Here is a 17644-nt window from a genome sequence, read left to right as displayed (position 1 = left end):
CATTTCGGAGGTTTGCTCCTTGTAAATTGGCATTTCGAAGATTTACTCCTCGTAAATTGGCATCGCTGAGGAATGCCTCCTGCAAAATGCCAGTTTTCCCTTTAGGAGCTAGGAGATCAGCAGAACTCAAGAACTGAAGGAGTAAAGTCTGTCGCTTCGTGTCTAAGTCTCTTAAAGCTGTAGTAGTCCTTGATTGAGCCAGAACAAACACCTCATCTTCGAGTCTAGCTTTCCTCAATCCCTTATTCATCAACAACTCAGACATTTGATCTAAGTACTTATTAAGGGTCTCTTGTTTAGCACGTTCTTCAGCTAGTTGCTGATCTTGTTTGCGCCTGTCATCAGCTAATTGTTGGTCTTGTTTGCGCCTGTCGTCAGCCAACTTATCCTGGCGTTGTGAGGCCTGCTGATTAAGGTAATAACCACCCACCGCCAGTAACATAGGCACAATCAACAACTGCAATATATCCCACAACTTTTTATCCCCGATGCCAGTCCACTTCCAAATCCTTTGGATATTTGAATGAGTATAATCACTCGCCCATTCCATAGGAGAACGTTCTGCTTTGAGAGAGTCTATCGCCTTTTTCAAGTCCTCTAATTCCGGAGAACCTCCTTTACCATCACGCGCTTTCCAAAGCTCATAAGCTTTGGTTTTTACCTGTTCATTTGGAAAAGGACGAGGCTTTTGACAAGGGGAGTGCTTCCACATCGGCGATCGCGAATACTCTTACAACAAGAATAATCGCAGAAACCGTAGGATGGGCAAAAGGCATCGCCGTGCCCATCAAACCCTTCGGACTCCTCAGGATGGGCACGCTTGGCTTTGCCCATCCTACTAATCTGGTGGGTAAGGCGGGTTGGAATTGCGGCTGCATCATCCTGCGCTCCCAGAGCTGAGCAAGTGATTCACTTCTACTGTTTCCCTGAACTGTAAAGATTTTCGATTGAACTAATAAGAGATTGCTCTGAGGCAATTTCCCCTGATTTTGGTCAGAACCGCTTGTAATCAGGAACCTTTGCAGGATTCGCACAGCTTCAAACAGGTGTGCCATTTTCTGAGTGGCTGTTACAATGTGTAACGTATGCTGATCATTATTCTTGCGATCGTCATTGCTCTGGTTGCCTGGTCCCTGCATCTGATGCAGGAGGCGATGGAGCACCATGAATTCTCGTTGATGCTGGCCGGAACTTTGGTGGCGTTTTCGGCTGCTGCACTGGTGGGAGTTTATTTTTTAATGGGTAATTATATTGGCTACCTGTCTCGAATGCCCCATCAGGCTTCTCATGAATTTTCCTATAGCGAAATTCAGTTGGTCGGTCTGAATCAATTCATTGAAAAAACCGAAACAAAATACATAGAAAAACAAATAAAGATCAAACATTAGCAAGGTGGCTGGGATGGTGGCAACGATGCTGAAACGGTATCTGATAATTTTGTGTGTGATCGCCCTCTCCATCCTGTGGCTCCTGTTGTTGGCTCAGCCTGCTTTTGCCAAGGAAGATACTCGATTTTTGGGTTACGGTAACGCGCATCTGGAGAATCAAGACTTTTCCCATCAAGATCTTTCCGGTGGCATTTTTGTTTCAGCGGAGATGCGGGGTACCAATTTTAGTGGAGCCGATTTAACGAACGCGATTTTGACCAAGGGCAATCTGTTAGGTGCAAACCTATCAGGAGCTAATTTAACAGGGGCCCTGGTCGATCGAGTGACGCTTTACAAGGCCAATTTAACGAATGCCATCTTCACGGATGCCACGTTGTCGAACAGCATTTTTGCAGACTCAGATATTACTGGGGCAGATTTCACCAATGCCATCCTGGATCGATACGCTGTGTCTCAACTCTGTCAACGCGCGGCAGGTGTTAATCCAGTTACGGGTGTGTCTACACGGGATAGTTTGGGTTGTCGCTGAGGCAAATTCAGCCTTAAGAAATTAAAGCGTTCCTGATCTGGTTCGTAATTCTGACTCGTGTTTAGTTGACAATCCGGCTCATATAGTTGCCCCACAGTTGGGCAGCCTGGGCGCTGCTCCCGGAGGTTGGCGTGTTGTTATCGTTGCCTAGCCAAATTCCCGTCACCAGTGCCTGACCCGGAATATAGCCGATAAACCAGAGATCTACATTGTCATTTGTCGTGCCCGTTTTACCGACTTCTCCCCTGCCGATCGCTGCACTCCATCCGGTACCACCCGTTACCACTCCACGCAGCAAGTCGGTCATCGTATCAGCGATTTCCGGTTTAATCACAGGTTGCTTCTGTTCCGTGTCCTGATCTACGAAGTAAATCACCCGACAAGTTTTAAAGTTCTTGCGATTCTGACAGTCTCCGGCATCCAGAATGCGACGAATGGTGCGGGGATAATTGCGAATGCCGCCATCGGCCAGCACCCCGAAGGCTCCTGTCATTTCCAGGACTGTAGTCTCACTTTGGCCCAGGACCAAACCCGGTACGGCCTTCAGGTCAGACTGAATCCCCATGCGTTTGGCGGTTTGAGCCACCCGATCTAACCCAACTTCTTGGGCGACGCGGAGAGCGACGACATTTTCTGATTGCGCGATCGCGGAATACATATCCAAACTGCCCCCACCCGATCGACAGCCTTCAAAATACTGTCCTTCCCAGTTCAGGGGAGCACAGGAGAAGGTCGTGCCCGGTGAAATACCCTCTTGCAGGGCGGCGGTATAGGCAAAGATTTTGAAGGTGGAGCCAGGTTGTCGGTAAGCCTGGGTGGCCCGGTTAAATTGGCTTTTTTTGTAATCCACGCCCCCCACCAGGGCCAGTACCTCCCCCGTTTTGGCATCCAGGGTGACGATCGCTCCCTGGGAGAAACCAGCATTAACCCCCATGGAACTGACAGCATTGCGAAGAGATGCTTCTGCTTCTGCCTGCATGGCTAGATCCAGTCCCGTTTCTACAATGAAATTGCCTTCTTTAGCCACATCGGCTCCCAGCAGGCTTTCCAGATCGGCATAGACCTGATCCTGGTAGTAAGGGGCGCGGATGCTCTCCAGTTCTTCTTTGGCTTTGGGATTGATGTTAATGTGCGATCGGCGTGCCTGCTGATAGTCTTCGCTGCTGATCATTCCCGTTTCCAGCATACGTTTCAGCACACCATCTCGTTGCTCCATCGCCTTTTGATAATCTCGTATCGGATTAAATCGGTTCGGAGCAGGAAGAATGCCTACCAGCATCGCCGCTTCTGACAGGGTTAAAGCTTTGGCTGACTTGTTTAAATAGAACTGGGCCGCATCTTCAAATCCATAGGCTCCGCTACCCATATAGACCCGGTTGAGGTAGGTGAGCAGCAGAAAATCTTTACTGTAAAAGGTTTCTAGTTTGAGGGCTACGGCGGCTTCCCGCAATTTTCGGCCAGCAGAGTCTTCGGTTCCGACATAGCCGCGAAAAATACTGCGAGCCAATTGCTGAGTCAGGGTACTGGCTCCCTCGCGAATAGTCCCGCCCCGAAAATTAGCTACCATCGCTCGCAACACGCCTACCGGATCAACTCCAAAGTGCCAGTAGAAGCGGGAATCTTCTGAGGCAATCAGGGCTTTCGGCAAGTAGGAGGAAAACTCCTGTAAGCTTTTCATCTCGCTATGAGTCCGGGCAATCGGCGAACTGATGATAGTCTCGCCATCCCGCGCCAGGATCATCACTGGCCCTTGAACGGAATTGGGTAAGGGAGTGACTTGCACCTTCTGCCATTCCATCAGGGTGATGGCTGCGACCAGAGCGGAAAGTCCCCCAATGCCATACACCCCGTAGCGGAAAGCTTTCACATATGGTGGTGGTGGATCGTTGTATTTCACCCGTACTGCATCGGCCAGTTCCGGGGGCCCCAGGGTATAGACATCTCCATGCCGTAATACCATCTTGCGGACTCGCCGTTTGCCACGGAAAATCCCGTTCGTGGAATTTTCGTCCTGCATGACAAAGGGCGATCGCCAGAAATACCCCAGAAATCCCGGTGGCTGCTTTTCCCGATTCAGCGATAGATGCACTTGACTGACTACGGGATTGCGAATCACAATATCGCAAGATTTGGAACTGCGGCCCAGAACGTAGCGATCGCCCAGGAGCGGGAAAATCTCAGCCTGATCCGCTCCAGCGTCCTGCACCCATAGCTCTGGCACTCTGGCACCGGGTTTCAATTTCAGCTTAGAAAAGAAAACCTGGGTCTGGGTCTGAATACTTTGTACAGCCTGAGTGACAGCACCAATTAAACTTTTAGGCGGGCGGGTAGGCGGGGTTGGACTCATGAACTAGCCACCAGCAACAATTACAGAGGTTCAGAACACAATTCAAGGGGACATCCCCCGTTGCATTCTGACCTATTCTAGCGATGGAGGGCCGGAATGACGAAGTTGCCAGGTGACAGAATTAACCCCGATTACTTATAACTTGAATTCACTGCAACCAGGCATACTCCAACAAATCCGGGACTTTACGCTCAGTCCCTGGATTACGAGCTAAGGTACACCCAACGGGATCAACGCCTGTTCTGGTAAATAACTACGATAGCGCCCACCATCGGAGAGTACCATCACCAGTTTCAAAGACCAGCCTGGTTCCACTTGCAGATCAGCCCAGGGTATAGCCAATTCGAGACAGGTATCCAGTCCCACCTGAGCACGGCTGGCGCGGGAATGCCAGCGTAAGTTTTCTCCGGCTTGCTGAAACCAAATCGTTTGAGTCAGTAAGTTAATCCCCAAATGATGATGAAAGCCGTAATTCAACGGTGGCTCATTCGGCAGTTCTACTAGGGGAATCGAACAGTTGTATAGCGTTTGACCGGGATAGAACCAGAGCAGGTTTAACTCTGGAGGACAGTCAATTCCCGGTCTGGTGCCTGCTTTAAAGTCCAGACGGCAGTAAAAGTTCAGGTGATCGACCCCATACCAGACTCGCTGAATCGTGCTACTACGGTGCATCGTTCCCCGTGCGCCACCAATTTCAAATCGTCCGGCGCGTTCCCAATCCTGCTCATCTCCTCGTCCATCAATATAAGGATGAATGAAACCTTCTGGCGGATGATCGCCGCGCCCTGCATGAGCCTCCACAGGTTGCCGCACTTCGGGAGGCACAGGTTCATTCAACGCCTGGTAGAGTGCTGCCAGATGCTCCCGAAATAGTTGATCGAACATGGCATCCTGGTTGGAGGAATGCCCTTCCCCAAACCACCAGAACCAATCCGATCCTTCTGCTGCAAACAGGGCTTCCCAGGCCTCCGGATTGGTTTCTTCCGTCGCTTCGGGATGGTCGGCCAGTGTTTGACGAGCATCTGTTAACAAATCCCAGGCCCGATTTTTAGCCGGATCCCCAATCCAGGTGGTAAAGCTGCCGTCCACCCAGGAACCACTGTGCAATTTGGCGCTGAGAATACTCTCCGTTGGTGGAAACTGATCCAGAAATTCCGAGACGGTCACCAGCTTGATGTCCGAGTGGTCGCTGAGAATTTGGTAAAGCGTATTCAGAAATGGCAAACCATCCTGCTGATAAAACTCCCAGCAGTTCTCTCCATCCAGGGCGATCGTCACTAACCAAGGCTGCTCCAGTACCGTGCTACCACTTGCTTGTCGGGATTTGAGAGAACGGGCGATCGCCTCTAAATGCCCCACCAGATCTCGCGCCGCCTGTCCCGTTTCCATTGAGCCATAGGTAAAGCCAATCAAATCTGACAGACGGTGATCCCGGAAGACGATCGCTAGATCCCCGTGCGGTGTTTCCAGTCGATAGGGACGGTAAAGCAACTCTGGTTCATAGACATTACCCGATCCATCCCGACTGAAAAAGTGATTTGTAGACCAACCCAAGACTGCCTCATCGGAACAAATCCACTGAAAGCCCTGTTCCGAAATATAGGGCAAAATCGCCGGACTTACCGACTGCTCCGATGGCCACAATCCCCGTGGCATCCGGCCAAACCGATCCTTGTATAAATACTTGGCTTTCCGCAGGTGACGGGGAATGTCTTCCGCCCATTGGAACCGCGATCGCGGCAGGGTCATCTCCGGTACCGCTACCCGTCCAGAATTGGTGTCTGCTAACAGGGGCAGAATGGGATGGGTATAGGGCGTGGTCATGATTTCCAGTTGCCCCGCATCCTGCATCTTGCGGTGTTGGGGAATAATCCGGCTGAGGATCTCCCGTTGCTTCGAGTAAATCCGTTGGCGATCGCTTAGAGTAAATCCCTTCCCCTGCTTTAACCAGCCTGCAATCTCAGGGTCATCCCAGAATAAGGGATCAATCCAGGACAGATTATGCCATGCCGCCAGGTCACTATAGTCCTGATCTATCCAGTTATTTAAACACCACTCCTGTCCCTTGTCGTGCCGCTGCCCGTAGAGTTCTGCATAGCGGGGATGGGGATCGATGAGGGTGTGGTGATTGCCATCAAAGAAATGGGCGATCGCAAATTCTTTCTGCTCCCGCGTCAGTTGCTCGGTGGGGAGCAGGGCGATCTTCAAATAGGGATCAAGAGCCGTACCCGCTACATAGTCTTCAATCTGCAAAATCAATGACGGTACGAGATTAACCGTCTGGTGCAGTTTCGGGTACTTCTCCAGAATCAGCACCAGATCGAGATAATCCTTCGTTCCGTGCAGACGCACCCACGGCAAGCGATACCGCCCGTCAGCCACACCAGACTCAGTCCGACTTTTATACAGGGGCTGGTGCTGGTGCCAGATAAAGGCAACGTATAAAGGATGAGGCATGAGTAGGTGTTGAGTTTTAAGGGTTGAGTTTTAAGTTCAATTCAGATGCGGAACTTAAAACTCAACCCCAACTTACAGTACTTGCTCAACTTCGGCAATTTCGGGGATGAATTCCCGCAGCCGACGTTCAATGCCCATTCTCAAGGTCATGGTAGAACTAGGGCAGGAGCCACATGCCCCTTGCAGCCGCAGCTTGACGATCGGGCCATCAATCTCAACAAGTTCTACGTTGCCGCCATCAGCCATCAGATACGGACGCATTTCGTCCAGAACGGTTTCCACATTTTCGGGAGTTAAGGTCAGAGACATAGGTCACCTTTTGGCGTTAACAACTGATCGTTCCTACTGATCCTAACGCTGCAAGGAAGAGTTAGGAATTAGAAATTTTTGAATTAGGCATTTTTGGAGTATCCGGCGGTTAAAACCGCGACTACACTCACCCAGTCTGCCGACGCAGACTCAATAAAATCAGGGGTTTTCAGTAACCTGTGTTGGCAGGTTTTCTGCGTATAGTCGCGACTTCAGTCGCTGGGATGATTAGGAATTTTGCTCCAGAAGTTTGATGTTAGAGAATAGAAACTCCTGAGTGGAGGGTTTGCCATCGACTTCAGTGGAAATCAGGCGGCGACTAAGGATGAAGTAGGGACCGACTTTTTCGTAGCTATCTTCAAAGTTGCTGAGGCCACCTTTTGGTTCACCGGTTTTGGGATCGTGGTAGATCGAGTCGTAGCGGTGGGAGAGATAGCCCTCGCCCGTTTCCGTGACGCTGAAGGTGTTGATCGTCACAACGACATTATGAATATGACGGTGTACCAGAGTAACGATGTTATCACGGACTTTGTAGCGATCGCCCTCTGCTTTGCCGCCCATCAGAATTTCCACCGCACCATCCGCATCAGTGTTGCCATAGGTGAAGGTATTCTGGCCTTGGGTTTCTTCAAAGGTACGACGAACCCGGTGAATCGCCGTTTCCCAGAGTTGCCCATGAATCATTTTTTTCGCGGCTTCGTCTTCCACGCCCAATACTTCAGCCGTAAGGTTGGGGTTGAGGCGCACCTGGCCTTTAAATTCCTGACCATCCAGTTTTAGCGTTACATCTGCGGTATAGCCGGGAAAGCTCTTATCCCAGGTGTAGCGATTTTCGTAGGCTGCCCGAAACAGATCTTGAGCAGATACTTGTACTGCAGTCATGCGACTCTCCTTGGTGTCGTTTCTTCCCCAGTTTAGAGAGTTTTTGAATCAGTGAACAATCAACGGGTAAGGGGCTGATATCGATAGTGCTATCACTGGCGAAGATTAGAGTTGAGAGCCAGGGTGGGGCACACATTGGGGGCAAGACGCAGGTAGCGCAGGCATTCTTCTGGTTTCAGTTGGCGCAAACTGCGATCGCGAGCTACTTCCAACAATCCTGGCCAAGACGCGATCCACAGCCGCAATTGGCCGCTACTCGTTAATGCCACCAGATGATGGCCATCTGGACTGAAGGTAATTTGCTTAATTGCGTCTGCCTGTATAGAAAACCTGGCTGGTCGGAGAGCCGCTTTCTCTATGCCCGTAGAAGCATCCCATAAACGAACAATGCCATCAGTACTGCCGGTTGCTACTGTCTGGCCATCGGGACTGAAAGCCGCATCCAGTACTCCACCACGATGTCCTGCCAGAATCACTTGTAAAGCCCCTGTGTAGGAGTCATAGATCTTGGCTGTTCCATCCAGACTGGTAGTAACCACCTGTTGTCCGTCTGGACTGAAATGAGCGCTGGTGACTCCATCTTTATGGCTCAGCGTGAGTTTGAGTTGACCGGATTCAACCTCCCAGATGCGGGCTGTTCTATCCCAACTGGTACTAATAATCCGCCGTCCATCCGCACTAAATTGAGCTTCTTCAACAAACGCTTTGTGTCCCGTTAAAGACTGCCAGAGCTTGCCCGATCGCACCTCCCACAAGCGCAGAGTCCAGTCCACTCCCACTCCCACCAGCATCTGGCCATCAGGGCTAAAGGCCAAATAGCGAATGGCATTTCCGCCAGCACCCTGTTGTCCAGGTTGGGCAGGATCTGGCTGAGTGACCATTTGAACTGCCTGTAATTCTCCTATTCGATGGAGGGTTTGATCGGAATTGATTTGCCAAACTGCAACCTTACCCGTACTATCGGAGGTTGCCAATCGCTGACCATCCGCACTGAAAGCGACACTGGCTAATTTACTCTGAGGAGAAAGTTTATTGGTCAGATTGCTAAGAACCTGAGACTGCTTGGTTGTCGCTGCGATCGCCCCAGAGTTATACAGGTAGTTCCCCTTAGCCTGGATCAGGGATTGAGAATTTTGAATTTGAGAAGACGTGGGAGCACCAATTTTAAGCAGGTGAGAGAAATGCATCTGCAACTCTGTGCCTAGATTGCCAACCCCCTGACTGATCTGGTTTACCGTCCGTACAATGTTATTTCTGACTGAAATGGGAGAAAATGTCTTTGCTAATCTGGCATCCCCAATACTGTTCTTGATGGCAGCAGAAATCGTGAGAGGGTGAACCAGATCCCACCGCTGCAAAGCACCATTCGTTGCTACAGTTACAATTCCATGCAATGCTGGTTTGCTCTGAGTGCGGTCGGCGGGTTTATTCGCGGCGCTATTTTGCTGCTGAAATGCCAGCCATTGGATTGGCCAATCGGCTATTTTAAGGGAAGGAAGTTCTCCTCCAACCTCAGCAGACCACAGCCGCACGGTGCTATCAAGGCTGCTGGTTGCAATCAGAGAACCATCCTGCGTAAATTGAATGGCAGTGATGGGGGCTGTATGACCTCGTAGAGTACCGATTTCCTGGCCAGTCTGGCTGTCGTATAGAGTAGCTACATAGATCACCTGATTTTCAACCTGCCGCTGTTGGGAAGTTACCAGGTAGTGACTATCGGGACTGAAAGCGATCGCGCCCCAGTCTCCCGGATTGGAAATCTGAATTTTGGCAGGGGGTGGCTCAATATGCCACTGCTGGCCGGACTCTAAATTCCAGACCCAAAGCTGATCTTTACCCGTGTTAACCGCCAGCATCTGACTATTCGGACTAAAAACTAATTGGGCTGCTGCAGTTACCATCCCTCCCTGACCTGCAGGAGCGATCGCCAGGGTTTGCCGCACCTGCCCCGTGGTAACCTCTTGCACCTGCAACTTACCATCCTGGCAAAGCATCGCGATCCAGCGACCATCGGCACTAAAAGCTGTCTGCTGAATCGGGCTAGCTGCCGTCAGAGTGCGGCTGGATTGTCGAGTATCGACCTGCCATAATGTTGTCCGATTACCGCTAACGGCCAGTAGTAATTTACTATCCGGGCTAAAGGTCAAGCTGGAAGGGGCGATCGGTTGGGAAAACTGGCTCTGCAATTGCCCAGTCTGCATCTGCCATACCTGAATTGTGCGATCTTCACTGGCCGCCGCAATCCACTTACCATCTGGGCTGAGGGCAACTTGAGTAATTGGAGCCTGAAACCCTCCCAGTTGGAACTGAAGCTTTCCAGATTCCACCGACCAGATTTTGATCTGATTTGCCCGCTGAGCAACCGCAACCAGGGCCTTCCCATCTGTGGAGAACGCAACCATAGAACCAGGGAAGACATCCCTTCTTCCTCCTTCCTGTTGTCTACCTGCCCCATCTCCTGCCTGTTCAGATCCCTGATCGTTTCTCTGCTCTTCTCCCTCATGCCACTGCAACACTCGTTCCACTTTCTGGGCCGCCAGCGACCATAGACGAATCGTATTCCCCTGTTCCAGGGTGGCCAGCCAATTGCGATCGGGGCTCAGTGCTAGACGACTGATCGGCTTCTCTCCTGCATGAAATGTTGCTTGTAAGCGGAGCTTCTGGAGGGCGGCTCGGAGACTGGCTTCGGCTTCATAGGTATGCCCCTGCTCGGCAGCAAGACGGCTAATCAGTAAAGCGGTGTTGGGATCGCCATCGGGTTCCTGCAAGATAGACTGGGCGATCGCAGACCATTGCCGGGAGGTAGAAACCCGTAACTGATAGTCCTTTTCTGCCTGGTTGTGTAAAGCTACCTGATACTGAAAAAACGTAATGCCCAGGGCAAAAAACAGCGCACTGGGAATTGTGAATTGCAGTAAACGCACTTCCCGACGAGTACGACGGCTCTCCTCCTGACTGACCGAGATAAACCGCTGAGCCAGCGCAGACAATTCATTGGGATAGTGGTTGAGATAGTCTTCCGCGTCCAGTAGGCGATTTCCGTGCAGCAGATATTCCGGCGAGTGGGGTTGATTGGCGGCATTCCACTCACGGGCCGATCGTTCAATCTGCCGTTGTCGTCGTAACATCTCCCGATTTTCATCCAACCAGGAGCGGAGCAGTGACCAGTTGCGGATCAAGGCTTCATGAGCAATATCCACAGTTTCCTGACAGGATTTTCCCATTCCTGGTACAGCCTGAAACTGTTCCAGATTTGCATCGTGAGAAATACGGGCAATGTTAACGTTATACCCTCTGTCCAACAGGGGCTGTTTGGCAGGAAGGGCAAGCTGCTGGCTGGGCGTTGTGGGTAAAGCAGGTGACTTACGGCGGGCAACTTGAGCCAGGCGCAGTGCCGTTGACATATTTGTCAGCCGTTGATCAATGCGTTCTTGATGCCCGTTGGCCGGTGCCATCTGATTGGTGATTACCAGTTTGGCCCGGATTAACTTTTCCAGCACCTGCTCGACCAGATCTGCTGAAAATTGGGGACTGACGAGTTCTGACTTCAACACCCGGCGGCGGGTATCTTCTGTGCCTTCGCCCAGTTGAGTTAAAGCGATGAAAATGCGCTTGGCAATCTGTTGTTCTTCTAAACTCAGACTGTAAAAGAGTTCATCAGCCCGTTTTTGCAAGGTTCCCCGAACTCCTCCCAATTCGGTATAGGCATCCAGGGTTAAGCGGGAGGAACCGCCGTTGGGATCCCGCTGTCGCCGATGCCAGAGTTCCAGCAGGGTGTATTGCAGCAGGGGTAGTTCACCGGGCGCACCGACAATATCTAAGAGGATGTTGTAAACCAGGTTAGGTTCACACACCAGCCCAACCTTTTCAGCAGGTTTGAGAATCGAGGCTTTGATTTGCTCATAGGTGAGCGGCGTTACCATCACCAGATTGGCTTCCATCTGCTCCGATAAGGCGCGGTAGAAGGAACATTTGCTGAAAAAGTCTGCCCGCAGCACGATCACTACACTGAAGCGATCGCCCACTTCCCGTAACCCTGCCAACAGGCAATTGAAAAATCGGTGACGTTCCTGCTCAGCATGAGGCCCCTGGCACAGGGTAAACACCTCCTCAAACTGATCGATAATCAGCACCAGGCGGGATTGTTTGTTGGCCTCCGACATCAGGCTGGCCCGGATCAATTGGGAAAAGCCGCTGCTCCCTTCCTGTAACAACAGTTCTGCTCGGTGCAACTGCTCAGCGCGATCGACAGGAGAGGCAGCCGGATTAACAAAGGCATTTGCCAGACTTTTAAACGGATAGTCGGTTGGCGTAATGATGCGAATTTGCCAGTGATTACTGCCCGAAACCGTTTGCCCCCGTTGCAGCTTGTGAACTAAACCGGCCCGTACCAGAGAAGATTTGCCGCTACCAGAAGCCCCAACAACCGCTAAAAATTGGCTGGATTTCAACTTGTCTAATAGCTGATCTGTCAACGTTTCCCGGCCAAAAAAGTAATCCGCATGAGTTTCATCAAAGGGTTCCAAACCCCGATAGGGGCAAACTTCCTCCAAGATGCTGCTATTAATGACGGTGAGTGGCCCCTGACATTGGGTGAGAATGATTTCACTACCAGAATTCTCAAACAGGGGTTGCTGGGATTCTCCCTTGAGTGCGGTACTAACCCAATCGGTCAGGGCGTAGTTGGTTACAGTACCGTTAGGCATACGGCGGGGATCTAGACCTTCCAACAACGCCTGAGTGAAAACACTATAGTGGCCTGTTAGCGATTCGTAGGCTGATTCGTATTCTCGTGAAGCTGCCATGAAGAGGCGATCGGTACCGGATCGTGCCCCTGGGTCGGCTTCTAAAAAGTTGAGAATTTCGCCGCTATGGCAACAATCCAGCAACACAATTCTCTGGCGAACCGGACTTTCTTGTAGCAAGCGCCGTAGCCAGAATAGGGATAAACCAAAGAAATTAGCGGCTGGATTGGCATCAGTGGTAGCCAGATACCCTTCATGAATACCGGCCTCTTTTTGTAAGCCATGTCCAGAGTAATAAAACAGCGCGGTGTGAGGGATATTGCTGCCTTTGGGTTTGAATAATTTCACCAGAGCGGCTTCCAGTTCCATCAGGGTAACAGGCGTTTTTACACCAACTCGTAACCTGTCGGATTGCACAATTTCCGGCAACCGGGCAACCCGAAAGTCTCCATAGGTTTCTAACTGGGACGCGATCGCCTCGGCATCCTGGGCTGGTGCATTCAATGCCGGTAGATATTGATAGGTACTAATTCCAACAACAAGGGCATCTCTTGACATCCCTTTTTTCTCCTCAAATACTCTTCTAAAGACCAGCCACCTGATGAGTGCGGCTCAGTCATACTTTGAAAGAATTATGAGTAGGTTAATTCGGTATTCCAAATGGCCTTTGGGCTTATATCTTGTCTACTGACTCCACCTTCCCAATGACAGATATTAGAGATTTAGAATGACCAGAATTGTCTACATATCCTCTAGAAATCATCAACAAGCTCAATGAGTTATCTGACAATGGTTTACTGTACCAGGCCATTGGATGATTTGATTAATTGGATCAGGTAATACAATCTATGCTCGAAATGGCTCATTTTTTTAGGTAACAAGGGGGCAATTCATAGCGTTCTAATCTGACTATACAGAAATAAAAATCTTTGCAAAAGGGGGTTGTACCCCTCTCCCTGTAAGATTTTCAAAGAAAAATTGGGTTAAATTTAATATTTTCTAATTAAATATAGAAAAACCTCTAACTTCTTTTTAGATTAATGATTGATCAGTAAATAAATAATTCAGGAGGTAATCAAAGAAATACGGATTTTAATGGCTCAGGTTTTGTAAACCAGCCATTTTTTAAGTAAAGTTACTGATCTTTTTGCCAGACCGTCCTGGAAAAGGCAGGATTCAGAGGATACTTAGAGGATATTTAAGAAGTTCTCTTGCTGTTAACGAAGCAGTTTAGATTCCCCTAAATCCCCCTTAACAAGGGGGACTTTGATCCCGGTTTCCCCTTTTTTAAGGGGGACTAAGGGAGAACAACAGGTGTCTTTCATTACAACAAATGACTTTTCAAACACCCTCTTAGCTCGACTTTACCCAATCAGGCGGCATAGCAGAGTAAATCAGACCAAATCTCCAGCAGTTCTGGCGGGACTTTTGCTGGCGTGCAGGTTTCAACCGACAGTTCAAAAAGTCTAGCCGACCAGAACGACCGACGAACCACGGCTAGAGCGTCTACATAAGGTTGGTAGAGATTTTGTATGCTAGGCAGTTTGCGGCAGTTAAAATGGCTGTTGAGTTCGCAGGTGATGGGCAAAACAGAGTCACTAGAGAGAACAAGCCAAACAGGGCCAGTGTGGTGCGTAAGATGGCCAGGTCAGACCATTGCCGTTGGGTTTCCACTCCCATATGGGCGCGGACTTCCTCAAAGGTGACTTCCACTTGCCAGCGTTGGCGAAACCAGAGCAAAATATCGGCGGGGGTCGCAGCCAAGCTGGTAGACAGGAAGGCTTGGGTCTCTAACGCTCCTTTGGGGTCGCACACCAGCACCCAGCGAATGAGCACCACAGGCTTGCCGGTGTGATACCAGATGGCAGTGTCTGTACACAATTCCAGTTGGCGTTCACGATTGCCATACCAATGTGGCAGCAGCACCGATTGCCAAACCGTTTGAGTATCGCTGAAGAGCGTGGCCAGATTCGGCACAGGACTTGGCAAGTTACAAGTAGAGGAAAATAGGAACGACCTCCTACCCTAAAGCGGAGAGATAGATGGTTCTCTTTGTTGGAGTTCCAGAGACGATCGCCAATGGCATGAGGGCCTACCGAGAAGTATTTTGTCGAGAGGAGGGATTTACACACGTGAGCCGCTAGGTAAGCGGACTGCTGGCGCACACAGCCGTGTTTGAAGCTGGATGGGATAGTAAAAGATTGATGCAGCAGCATCGAGTCATCGTTGGCCAGGAACACCAAGGGCGCGGGCGAGAAATTATCAGTTTAGACTGGCCCCTATCGCACCATGAAGATGGCATTGACATCTACGGCACAAAACGCTCCTCTGATTATGTCAACTGCTGCATGAGCGGCTTTCAAACGGTAGTCACAGTCGTGACTGCCAATCCCCAGCAAATTGATGGGCTTGCAGTCGAGGTGCAGATACTGAACTTTAGTGAGGCTGAGCGAGGATACCTGAAGATGACAGCTCAACCCAGCTACGAGGAGATGGAACAGCTCATACAACGCCTGGTGGAGTTGTTACATCATCAGAAAAATCAACTAGCCTATCGCAAGCGCACCGAGATGGTGGTAGACATCGTGCGGCAAATTGGAGCAGAAGGGCAGTTTCCCAAAGCCGATTATGCCTTTGACAACAGGGTGTTAACCCTGGCATTGAAGCAGTTGATTGAAGCCTCCGGCAAGCGTTGGGTCAAGCAGTACTGGGCATTTACCCAGACAGTTCGCCTCAAACGCTATGGCCGCAGACGATTAGTCATTGTGCATGAACAGGAGGATTTCAGTGACCTGCCCCGATTTCTGCTGACCGACGCCCTGTACTGGGAAAGTGCACGGACCATTCAAACCTGGAGTTACCGTTGGGCCTGTGAGAGCTTTCATGCGTTTTGCAAGCAAGTCACTGGCTTCGAGTCGGCTCAGGTTCGCAACCAGGAAGCGGTTAACGCCACTTCCGCTGAAGTTGTGTAGCGCAGTCGTTGCTCCAGCAAGTGGCTCGTCAGGGTAAAAAATTAGAGAGATTTGCGTTTGCCAATGAAAAGCAAACTGTGGGACAACGGCTCTACAGTCTCGCCCGTGAGGTTGATCACTAACTGCTGCATCTGCTGCAAGGGCTGTTTGCTCAAGAACAAACCTGTGAGCAGGTGCTGGCGGTGATTATGCCAAGCTAAGACGACCGGCCCTTCTTATTCTCTCGTTGCAACTTTTAAAGTCCTGTGAGAGTGGTTCAGGCGACAACGCAAAAGATTTGTCAGTCGATCAGTCTCGCATCTTAATACCGATTGCTTGCAAGTCTTTCTCAATGTTGTTGCTCAACGGTTTCCAGAGGTTCTGCTGATGCTCCAACTCGATAACGGTGGATTTCACAGGGCAAAGCGCTTCGAGGTTCCAGCTAACATCATTTTCGTTGCCTCAATTACTGGACGATCGTCCATCTTAAATGCCCTATCTGTCGCTGGTATTTAGCGAAATGGTATTACCTCTCCACCGAGGAGCAATTCCCCTAAAACAATGGGACATATCTGGACTTCTGTGGTGTAATAGTCTGCGAGTTCGCGATCGTTACTGCCCATGTCTCATGCTTCTACCCAGTCATCCTTAAATTTCCCCACTCAGGCCACCCCAGGCTCTGAACGGCAATCCGAGGCTGCGGCTCAGGCATCCCACAGAATTATGGTGTCCTTGCAAGGGGTGAGTAAAACTTACGGGAGTGGTTCCAGGGCTCTGATGGATCTGAATCTGCAAATTCGTCAGGGTGATTTTCTGTTTATTACGGGGCCATCAGGATCTGGTAAGTCTACTTTATTAAAGCTGTTATATGGGGAAGAGCGAGCCACCACGGGAGAGGTGATCGTGGATGGCTTGCGAGTGGCGGATTTGAAGGGCGATCGCCTGTCTGAGTTGCGCCGCCGGATTGGAATCGTGTTTCAGGACTACAAGTTAATTCCTCGCCGTACCGTTGCTGAAAATATTGCGTTTGTCTTGTGGGCGCAGGGATTCAGTCGTCAGGAAATCGATCGTCGCCTGCCACCTGCTTTGAAAATGGTTGGTCTGCCCCATAAAGCCAATAGTTTTCCGGAGGAACTCTCCGGTGGAGAACAGCAACGGGTCAGTATTGCACGGGCGATCGTGGGTACACCTCCTATCCTGCTGGCAGATGAGCCAACCGGAAACCTGGATGCTGACAACTCCTGGCAGGTGATTAAAATTCTCAAAAAGTTGAATGCGATCGGGATTACGGTAATTGTAACGACCCATGATGAACGCCTGATTCGCCAGTCCAATCATCCCGTTGTGCAACTGCGAAATGGACGGCTGTTTGTTCCAAAAACGTGAGTACCCCACTTTTGCAAGACTCACTTTGAGAAGAATTTTCTCACTATTTTACTAGAAAAGAGAAATTAAAAAATACGATTAAACTGTAGTATTTGACGTAATATTCTTGCAATTCTGAATCAAAGATGCACAGCGATAAACCATTGCTGCACGACTATCAACATTCAGTTTGGCAAAAATTCGGCGGAGATAGGTAGCAACTGTCCATTCACTGATGCGCAGGTGTTTAGCAATTTGTTTATTTGGTTGCTCCTGTGCGACCAATGCCGCAATTTGCAATTTGCAATTCTCGTTCAGTTAAGATCTTCAAAAAAATTAAATCGGATTTAGCCGTGTCCGATTTCGCTTCTACAATGGCACAAAGGTGATGATTCAGTTCAAAGCGATCGACTTCTAAGAACTGGTCAATTCCCAAAGTCTTAAGAAATTGCTGCAATAGAGAATCAATCCCTTTACCTTCAGCAAGCATGTTAATTGAAACAACCAGATAGTGGAAATTATTGGTGTGAAATTCACTGACCAGGTTAAGCATTTCTGTTGCTTCCTCACTCGTAGCATGCATGGAGGCTGGAATTTCGCTCTTTAAGCATAAGAGAGGGGTGCGTGTCACCTTCTTGGTAGGAAAATTAGGCTAGAGGAGAAGAATATCC

14 protein-coding genes are annotated in these 17644 nt (G+C 50.0%); 4 read left to right on the top strand and 10 right to left on the bottom strand.

Annotation, left to right across the window (positions count from 1 at the left end):
• Positions 1-712 (bottom strand): pentapeptide repeat-containing protein (locus ACUVQO_RS11265; protein ID WP_445925970.1); only part of this gene is annotated, 712 nt, incomplete at its 3' end.
• On the bottom strand, positions 666-881 hold the full coding sequence (locus ACUVQO_RS11260; RefSeq protein ID WP_445925969.1) for a hypothetical protein: 216 nt from the start codon (positions 879-881) through the stop codon (positions 666-668). The genes ACUVQO_RS11260 and ACUVQO_RS11265, both read right to left, overlap by 47 nt.
• Positions 882-1085: 204 nt before the next feature.
• Here ACUVQO_RS11260 and ACUVQO_RS11255 point away from each other — a divergent pair, with 204 nt between their 5' ends.
• Positions 1086-1388, top strand: coding sequence for a hypothetical protein (locus ACUVQO_RS11255; RefSeq protein WP_445925968.1), 303 nt, complete (start codon positions 1086-1088; stop codon positions 1386-1388).
• A gap of 25 nt (positions 1389-1413) precedes the next feature.
• Entirely contained in the window at positions 1414-1917 is a 504-nt protein-coding gene (locus ACUVQO_RS11250; RefSeq protein WP_445925967.1) for a pentapeptide repeat-containing protein, read from the top strand.
• Positions 1918-1978: 61 nt separating this feature from the next.
• Here ACUVQO_RS11250 and ACUVQO_RS11245 read toward each other — a convergent pair whose 3' ends face one another.
• The 6 genes from ACUVQO_RS11245 to ACUVQO_RS11220 all read right to left on the bottom strand — a co-directional run bounded on the left by ACUVQO_RS11245 (position 1979) and on the right by ACUVQO_RS11220 (position 14646).
• Entirely contained in the window at positions 1979-4264 is a 2286-nt protein-coding gene (locus tag ACUVQO_RS11245) for a PBP1A family penicillin-binding protein (RefSeq protein WP_445925966.1), read from the bottom strand.
• A gap of 210 nt (positions 4265-4474) precedes the next feature.
• Complete coding sequence (locus tag ACUVQO_RS11240; RefSeq protein ID WP_445925965.1) at positions 4475-6721, bottom strand: glycoside hydrolase; 2247 nt, start codon at positions 6719-6721, stop codon at positions 4475-4477.
• Positions 6722-6793: 72 nt separating this feature from the next.
• Complete coding sequence (locus ACUVQO_RS11235; protein WP_315874419.1) at positions 6794-7030, bottom strand: NifU family protein; 237 nt, start codon at positions 7028-7030, stop codon at positions 6794-6796.
• Between the two features lie 228 nt (positions 7031-7258).
• Positions 7259-7912: a DUF3386 domain-containing protein gene (locus ACUVQO_RS11230; protein WP_445925964.1), complete on the bottom strand. Its 654-nt coding sequence runs from the start codon at positions 7910-7912 to the stop codon at positions 7259-7261.
• A 92-nt stretch (positions 7913-8004) separates the two neighbouring features.
• A complete protein-coding gene (locus tag ACUVQO_RS11225) occupies positions 8005-13215 on the bottom strand; it encodes an nSTAND1 domain-containing NTPase (protein ID WP_445925963.1) in 5211 nt (1736 codons plus the stop codon).
• Positions 13216-14163: 948 nt separating this feature from the next.
• Positions 14164-14646 (bottom strand): hypothetical protein, encoded by a 483-nt coding sequence (locus tag ACUVQO_RS11220; RefSeq protein WP_445925962.1) that lies wholly within the window; start codon positions 14644-14646, stop codon positions 14164-14166.
• A gap of 215 nt (positions 14647-14861) precedes the next feature.
• On the opposite strand from ACUVQO_RS11220, the gene ACUVQO_RS11215 reads away from it, so the two are divergent.
• Both ACUVQO_RS11215 and ftsE read left to right on the top strand, forming a co-directional pair.
• On the top strand, positions 14862-15629 hold the full coding sequence (locus tag ACUVQO_RS11215; protein WP_445925961.1) for a hypothetical protein: 768 nt from the start codon (positions 14862-14864) through the stop codon (positions 15627-15629).
• A gap of 600 nt (positions 15630-16229) precedes the next feature.
• Entirely contained in the window at positions 16230-16994 is a 765-nt protein-coding gene (gene ftsE / locus ACUVQO_RS11210) for a cell division ATP-binding protein FtsE (RefSeq protein WP_445925960.1), read from the top strand.
• A gap of 78 nt (positions 16995-17072) precedes the next feature.
• Here the strand turns inward: ftsE and ACUVQO_RS11205 are convergent, their stop codons facing one another.
• Together ACUVQO_RS11205 and ACUVQO_RS11200 are read right to left on the bottom strand one after the other, a co-directional pair.
• Positions 17073-17258 carry a response regulator transcription factor gene (locus ACUVQO_RS11205; RefSeq protein WP_445925982.1) on the bottom strand — a complete coding sequence of 62 codons (186 nt, stop codon included), beginning with the start codon at positions 17256-17258 and terminating at the stop codon, positions 17073-17075.
• The gene (locus ACUVQO_RS11200) at positions 17233-17556 is read right to left on the bottom strand and encodes a hypothetical protein (protein ID WP_445925959.1); all 324 of its coding nucleotides are present in this window, start codon (positions 17554-17556) and stop codon (positions 17233-17235) included. Before ACUVQO_RS11200 ends, ACUVQO_RS11205 begins: the two co-directional genes overlap by 26 nt.
• Between the last annotated feature and the right edge of the window lie 88 nt (positions 17557-17644).

Source organism: Leptodesmis sp. (assembly GCF_052746595.1).
Note: the sequence above shows the minus strand (reverse complement) of the source record. Positions and strands in the feature narration are given on the sequence as shown.

Coding starts and splice junctions, on each gene's coding strand:
- ACUVQO_RS11260 (WP_445925969.1), bottom strand. CDS start 881: ATGATGCAGCCGCAATTCCAACCCGCCTTACCCACCAGATTAGTAGGA.
- ACUVQO_RS11255 (WP_445925968.1), top strand. CDS start 1,086: ATGCTGATCATTATTCTTGCGATCGTCATTGCTCTGGTTGCCTGGTCC.
- ACUVQO_RS11250 (WP_445925967.1), top strand. CDS start 1,414: ATGCTGAAACGGTATCTGATAATTTTGTGTGTGATCGCCCTCTCCATC.
- ACUVQO_RS11245 (WP_445925966.1), bottom strand. CDS start 4,264: ATGAGTCCAACCCCGCCTACCCGCCCGCCTAAAAGTTTAATTGGTGCT.
- ACUVQO_RS11240 (WP_445925965.1), bottom strand. CDS start 6,721: ATGCCTCATCCTTTATACGTTGCCTTTATCTGGCACCAGCACCAGCCC.
- ACUVQO_RS11235 (WP_315874419.1), bottom strand. CDS start 7,030: ATGTCTCTGACCTTAACTCCCGAAAATGTGGAAACCGTTCTGGACGAA.
- ACUVQO_RS11230 (WP_445925964.1), bottom strand. CDS start 7,912: ATGACTGCAGTACAAGTATCTGCTCAAGATCTGTTTCGGGCAGCCTAC.
- ACUVQO_RS11225 (WP_445925963.1), bottom strand. CDS start 13,215: ATGTCAAGAGATGCCCTTGTTGTTGGAATTAGTACCTATCAATATCTA.
- ACUVQO_RS11215 (WP_445925961.1), top strand. CDS start 14,862: ATGCAGCAGCATCGAGTCATCGTTGGCCAGGAACACCAAGGGCGCGGG.
- ftsE (WP_445925960.1), top strand. CDS start 16,230: ATGTCTCATGCTTCTACCCAGTCATCCTTAAATTTCCCCACTCAGGCC.
- ACUVQO_RS11200 (WP_445925959.1), bottom strand. CDS start 17,556: ATGCATGCTACGAGTGAGGAAGCAACAGAAATGCTTAACCTGGTCAGT.